Raw genomic sequence first — 5,995 nt, 5'->3', positions numbered from 1 at the left:
GCTCTACCCCGCCCCCACGCCGGTGGCCCGGGTGGCGCGCGCGGCCGAGATCCCCCGCGTGGCGCTCGCCCCGGCGGGGGCGAAGCCGGAGGCCGCCTCCGAGAACGGCTCGGTGCGCATCGAGCTGCTCGCGAGCGCCGTCCAGCCGCGCATCTTCGGGCACGGGGCGCCGGCCGGGGAGGGCTTCCTGGTGGTGCGGACGCGCTGGCGGAACGTCCACGCCAAGGCGCGCGTCGAGAAGGCGCAGATGGAGGGGAAGGCGGACCGGACCATGGGGCTCGGGAACTTCGCCTCCGGGGGCGGCGCCTCCGGAAGCACCGAGTACGTCGAGGCGGACGTCGCCTACAAGGTGCCCAAGTTCGCGGACCACGTGTACCTGGTGGCCGACGGGGTCGCCACCGCGCTCCACCCGGCCACGGAGGAGATCCCTGGGGGCGCGCGGCTGCAGCTCCCCTTCACCCTCGCGAAGCAGGGTGAGACGCGCGAGGCGCACTTCGCCTTCCTCGCCCCGACCGGTGCGAAGAACGTGGCGCTGCAGTTCTTCGACTACGACAACGGGCACGTCCTCCTCCCCATCCGCGGCAGCGCGGAGCGTGCCGCCGGGGATGGAAGTCCGCCGGGGAAGGTGCTCGACCAGGCCGAGACCGCCGCGCTCGCGCTGGCGGTGCACTCGCTCGACTTCCGGCGGGAGTACCGCGGCTCCCCGGCCCCCGAGGGGTGGCGCCACGCGGTGGTCAGGCTGGGCGGGCGGAGCCGCTCCGAGCGCGGCGGCGTGCGCGACATCGTCCAGATCGACCCGGTCAAGTTTCTCTGGCTGGAGGCGGACGGCGGGTACGTCTACCCCGCGGTGGGCGGCTCCACGACCGCCGAAGGGGTGATCCGCTTCACCCCTGAGATCTACCAGCAGCAGGAGGTGGCCTTCCTCGTCCCGGCCTCCGCCGAGCGCTTCCGGCTGGGTGTCCGGGCGAAGGACGAGGTGGTCCGGCTCGCCGCCACGGCGAAGAAGCCGGGGGGGCTCCCCCGCGCCCGGGCCAGCTACAAGGATGGAGCGACGATGGAAGTCCTCCTCCTGGGCTCGGAGCGCCGGGGCGAGCACTTGGTCCTGGACGTGGCCGTGCGCTCCCTGGTCGACAAGGGGGTGGAGATCGACGCAGACAAGCAGCTCCTCCTCGTCGCCTCCGGCGCGGAGACGCCGCCCGACATGGGGGCCACCTGGTCGCTCCCGCACCGCCCCGCCTACCCGCTGGTGGTCCCGCCGGGAGCCACCGTCCGCTTCGAGCTCGCCTTCCCGCCGCACGGCGCCGCCGAGGCGCTCCGGGTCCGCGGCTTCGAGGGCGAGGGCCGGCTGAAGCTCTGAACCGATTCCGCGAAGAGAACCCGATGCGCACGCTCCGCACCTCCCCCGCCCTCGCGCTCCTCCTCCCCCTCCTCGCCGTCGCCGGGTGCCGCGACAAGGAGGCGGAGGGGGAGACCCGCGCCGACGCGCCCTCCCCTTCCGCCGCGCCCGCCTTCCTGGCGGCGTGGGAAGAGGGAGCGCTCCTCCCCCCCGAGCTGGCGGATCCCGCCCTGGCCGACGAGGGGACCCTCCCCATGGGGCCGCTCACGCTCCCAGCCTACGACTTCGCGCGGGCGCCCGTGGAGACGGAGCCGAACGACGAGATCGACAAGGCCACGCCGCTCGGGCGGGAGTACGCGGTGCGCGCGAGCCTCACGCCGGGCGAGCACGACCACTTCACCTTCACCACGGAGGGGGAGCCCCAGCTCTGGGCGATCGAGGCGCTAGGGGCCGCGGTCGGGGAGCTGCGGTACCGGAACGCCGCGCGCGAAGAGACGCGTGCGTTCGACGGGGAGCCGGGGCGCTTCCTCCTGGCGAACCTCTTCCTGTCGCCGGGGCGGCACTGGATCTCGGTGCGTGGGACGAGCACCGGGGGCGCCTACACCCTGCGCGCCGTCCCGCTGGGCCGCCCGGACCCGCGCGCGGAGCGGGAGCCCAACGACGACGATTCGCGGGCGCACCTGCTGCACTTCGGGATCCCACGCGTGGGGACGCTCCTGGACACCGGCGACCGGGACGTGTACCGCTTCTCGGTGCGGGGGACGGAGCAGGTGCTCCTGCGGGTCTCTCCCCCGCCCGAGGTATCGCTCGACGCGATCCTGGCGGGCGACGCCCTCCCCTCGCCGCTGCGCTTCGACGCGGAGCGCCCCGGCGAGCCGATGCGCTTCCAGGGGGTCCTCCCGCCCGGGGACTACTTCGTGACGCTGCGCGCGGGCGGAGGGGCGAGCCGCACCCCGTACCGGGTCCGCCTGGACCGGCTCGACCCGTACCGCCGCCCGGTGGACGCCGAGCCCAACGACCGGGAGGAGGACGCCGCCCCGCTCCCCCCGGACCTGGTCCTCCGCGGCACGGTGGGCGAGTTCCGGGACCCCGACTGGTACCGCTTCCCGGTGCTCCGCCAGCCGACCACGCTGCGGGTGCGGGTCCTGGGGCTCTCCGGGAAGCTGCGGCCGAGCGACGGGATCGCCGTGGGGCACCACGACGGCACGCGGTGGAAGAACCTGCTGGAGTGGCGCGAGGCGGAGCAGGCGCTGGTGGGCCAGCTCCCGGCCGGGACGCCGCTCTTCGCGCGGATCACGGGGCGGGGCGACTACCACCTGCGCCTGGAGATGGACGGCGTCGCGCCGCGCGCGGGGACCGACTCGGCGCTCGCGATCTCCCTTGCCGCCGGGCCGCACCTGGTGGAGGCCTTCTCCACCCAGCGGCAGCGGCAGGAGGTCCCCGTGACGCTGCACAACCGCGGCGCGCAGCCGATGCAGGTGGCGCTGGAAGCGGCCTCCACGCACCACGCCTGGAGCGCCTCCTTCGCCGCGCGGACGGTGAACGTCCCGGCGGGTGGGCGCGTGCGCGTCCCCATGCGGGTCCACGTCCCCGCGGACGCGCCCACCGGCGGCGCGGTGCAGGTCTCCGTCCGCGCCCGGAGCGGGACGGGGGCGGAGTCGAGCGCCTCCACGGCCCTCTACGCTCTCTGCGGGGCGGCCCCCGCGAACCCGGAGCCGGACTGGCCGCTCCCCCCCGCCCTCCTGGGCGGGCTCAACGCGGCCTCCGCCGCGCTCGGCGCCCGCCCCGTGGGGGACGAACGCCACGTCGGCCGGGAGGCGAGGCTCTACGACGGCTTCATCCCGGGCGAGGACGTGTGGACGGGGTACCGGCAGGAGTCGGGCGCCCCCCTGGAGCTCACGGTGGCGCTGGCGGGAGACCGCCCGGTGGCGCTCGCCGGGGTCGCGCTCACCCCCGGCGCCGAATCCCCCCTGCAGCAGGTGAAGGGCTTCGAGGTCCTCGTCTCCGACGACGGGGTGAGCTTCGAGCGGGTCCTGTCCGCCGCGGTCGGCCCGGCGCCCGTGGAGCAGTCCTTCGCGTTCCCGCGCCCGGTGCGCGCCCGCTTCGCGCGGCTCCGCCTCCTCTCCAACCGGGGCGGGGGGAGCGCCTACACCCTCGCCGAGTGGAAGGTGGTCGCCGCCCCGGGGGAGCACCTCTCCGCCGCTCCGGCCGGGTTCAACCTCGCCGACCCCGCGCTCGGCGGGTACGTGGTGTGGTCGCGCCCCCTCCTATCCGGGCCGCAGACCCTGCTCACCCCGGCCGCCGATGCATCGTCCCATCGCCTGGATCCGGCGAACCCCAACGAGTGGGTCGTCGCCTTCCGCAACAACCGCGCTGCGCAGGTCTCCTCCCTCGAGTGGGTGCAGCCCGCCGAGCGGGCCAACCGGAAGCTCCTCAGCCGGGTGCAGGTCTCGGTGAGCACGGAGAGCGCCACCGGGCCCTGGACGCCGGTGGGGACGTGGGAGATCGACCCGAAGCCGGGGAGCACCTCCACGCTCCCGCTCACCACCCCGGTCTGGGCCCGCTTCGTCCGCTTCACCACCACCGAGCCCAGCCGGGCCGAGGACTGGTGGGGGCTCGCCGAGACCCTCCGCGTCCTGGAGCGCCCGGCCGACGCGCAGCAGTACCGCTCGGTCCTGGGGGAGTGGGGCTGGTACACGAGGAGGGCGATCTACGAGCGGCTGGTGGCGCCGGCGGCCTCGGAGGCGGTCTCCGAGGCGGCCCGGAACGACCGGCGGGAGGACGCCCAGCGCATGGACGCGGGCGCCCTGTACCGCGGGCAGGTGCAGGTGGGTGAGGACGAGGACTGGTACCGGGTGGACGTCCCGAAGGGACACAACCGCCTCTCGCTGGTGCTGGAGGGCGACCCGATGCTGCGCGCCGTGGTCACCCTCCAGGACGCCTCCGGGAAGGAGGTCCCCGTGGAGGTCGCGGAGGAGCCGGGGAAGGCCGCGCGCATCCAGGCGAGCGTGCAGCCCGGGACCTACTACCTGCGCGTGGAGGAGCCGCCGCGCTCCATCGCGCTCGTCTGGGACAACAGCGGGAGCGTCCAGCCGTACGCCCCCACCCTGTACCGCGCCCTCAGCCGGTTCGTGGGGGCGGTGCAGCCCGGGCGGGAGTTCGTGAACCTCCTCCCCTTCCAGGACAAGGCCACCCCGCACTTCCTCCGCCGCGAGTGGACGGACCAGCCGTACCTGCTGCAGGCCGCGCTCAACGACTACGACCGCTCCGACGGCTCCAGCGACGCGGAGCGCGCCCTGCTGGCGGCCACCGAGGAGCTGGGGAAGCGGCGCGGGACCCGGGCCGTCGTGTTCCTCACCGACGCGGAGTCCCCGGGAGCCCCGCTCGCCGGCCGGCTCTGGGAGGCGCTCGCCCGGGTGCGCCCGCAGGTGTTCGCGGTGGAGCTCCACCGCGGGGGCGGGGCGGCGCAGCAGCAGAAGCTGATGCAGGGCTGGGCGGATGCCAGCGAGGGGCACTACAGCGTCTTCCGCACCAGCGAGGACGTGGACGTGGCCTTCGAGCGCGCCTCCTGCGCGCTGCGCCGCCCCGCGCGCTACACGCTCACGGCCAGCACCCGCTACGAGTCGCCCCCGCCCCCGGGGGAGCTGGAGGTGGTCATGGGGCAGGCGGCGGTGGCCGAGAACGCGGTGGAGATCATCCTGGACGCCTCGGGGAGCATGCTGCAGTCCATGGGCGGGCGGCGACGCATCGACGTCGCGCGCGGCGTGCTGGTGGACCTGGTGGAGAAGACGCTCCCGCCGTCGACCCCCTTCGCCTTCCGCGCCTTCGGCACCCGGCTGGCCAACTGCGAGACGGAGCTCCTCCTCCCGCTGCAGCCGCTGGACCGGGCGCGCGCGGGCGGGCTGCTCCGGCGCATCCAGGCGACGAACAACGCGAAGACGCCGATCGGGGCGTCGCTCCTCGCGGTCGCCGAGGACCTCAAAGGGGTGACGGGGCAGAAGGTGATCGTCCTGGTCACCGACGGCGAGGAGACGTGCGACGGGGATCCCTCGGCCGCCATCCGCTCGCTGAAGGAGCAGGGGATGGACGTGCGCGTCAACATCGTCGGCTTCGGCGTCGACGAGGCGGAGCTGAAGGCCGAGTTCCAGCGCTGGGCGGAGCTGGGCGGGGGCCGGTTCTTCGACGCGAAGAACGGGGAGGAGCTGGGGCGCGCCCTGCAGGAGGCGCTCCGGCCGAAGTTCCAGGTGCTGGACGCCGCCGGCTCGGTGGTGGCCTCCGGCACCGCGGGCGGGCGCCCCGTGCAGCTCCCGCCCGGCCGGTACACGGTGCGGGTCCTGACCACGCCCGCGCGGGTGATCGACAACGTCCAGATCGCTCCGAAGCACCTCCAGCGGGTGGAAGTGGGGGGAAGGAACGGGGGCAGGTAGGGCGGGCCGGGGAGGCAGCTCCCGCAGAACCATTGAACCCAGGAGAACCGATGATGAGAACGCTGATCCGCATGGCCGCACTTGCCCTCGTGCTCGCCCTCTGGGCCCCGGCCGATGCGCACGGCCAGATCGGGGCCCGTCTGAAGCGGAAGGTGCAGGAGCAGGCGGGACGCGCCGTCCGGGGCGCCGCCTCGCCGGAGGCCACGCAGCCCGAGGCGGCACAGCCCGAGGC

General features: G+C 75.0%; 3 protein-coding genes. All 3 read left to right on the top strand.

Features of this window, described 5'->3' with window-relative positions; genetic code table 11:
* Positions 1–1,357: hypothetical protein (locus tag VGR37_15905; protein ID HEV2148890.1), on the top strand; the 1,357-nt coding region annotated here is incomplete at its 5' end.
* A 23-nt stretch (positions 1,358–1,380) separates the two neighbouring features.
* Positions 1,381–5,763: a VWA domain-containing protein gene (locus VGR37_15900; protein ID HEV2148889.1), complete on the top strand. Its 4,383-nt coding sequence runs from the start codon at positions 1,381–1,383 to the stop codon at positions 5,761–5,763.
* A 50-nt stretch (positions 5,764–5,813) separates the two neighbouring features.
* The coding region (locus tag VGR37_15895) for a hypothetical protein (protein ID HEV2148888.1) at positions 5,814–5,995 on the top strand (182 nt) is incomplete at its 3' end.

The sequence above is a fragment of the Longimicrobiaceae bacterium genome (assembly GCA_035936415.1).
Taxonomy (GTDB): Bacteria; Gemmatimonadota; Gemmatimonadetes; order Longimicrobiales; family Longimicrobiaceae; genus JAFAYN01.
Note: the sequence above shows the minus strand (reverse complement) of the source record. Positions and strands in the feature narration are given on the sequence as shown.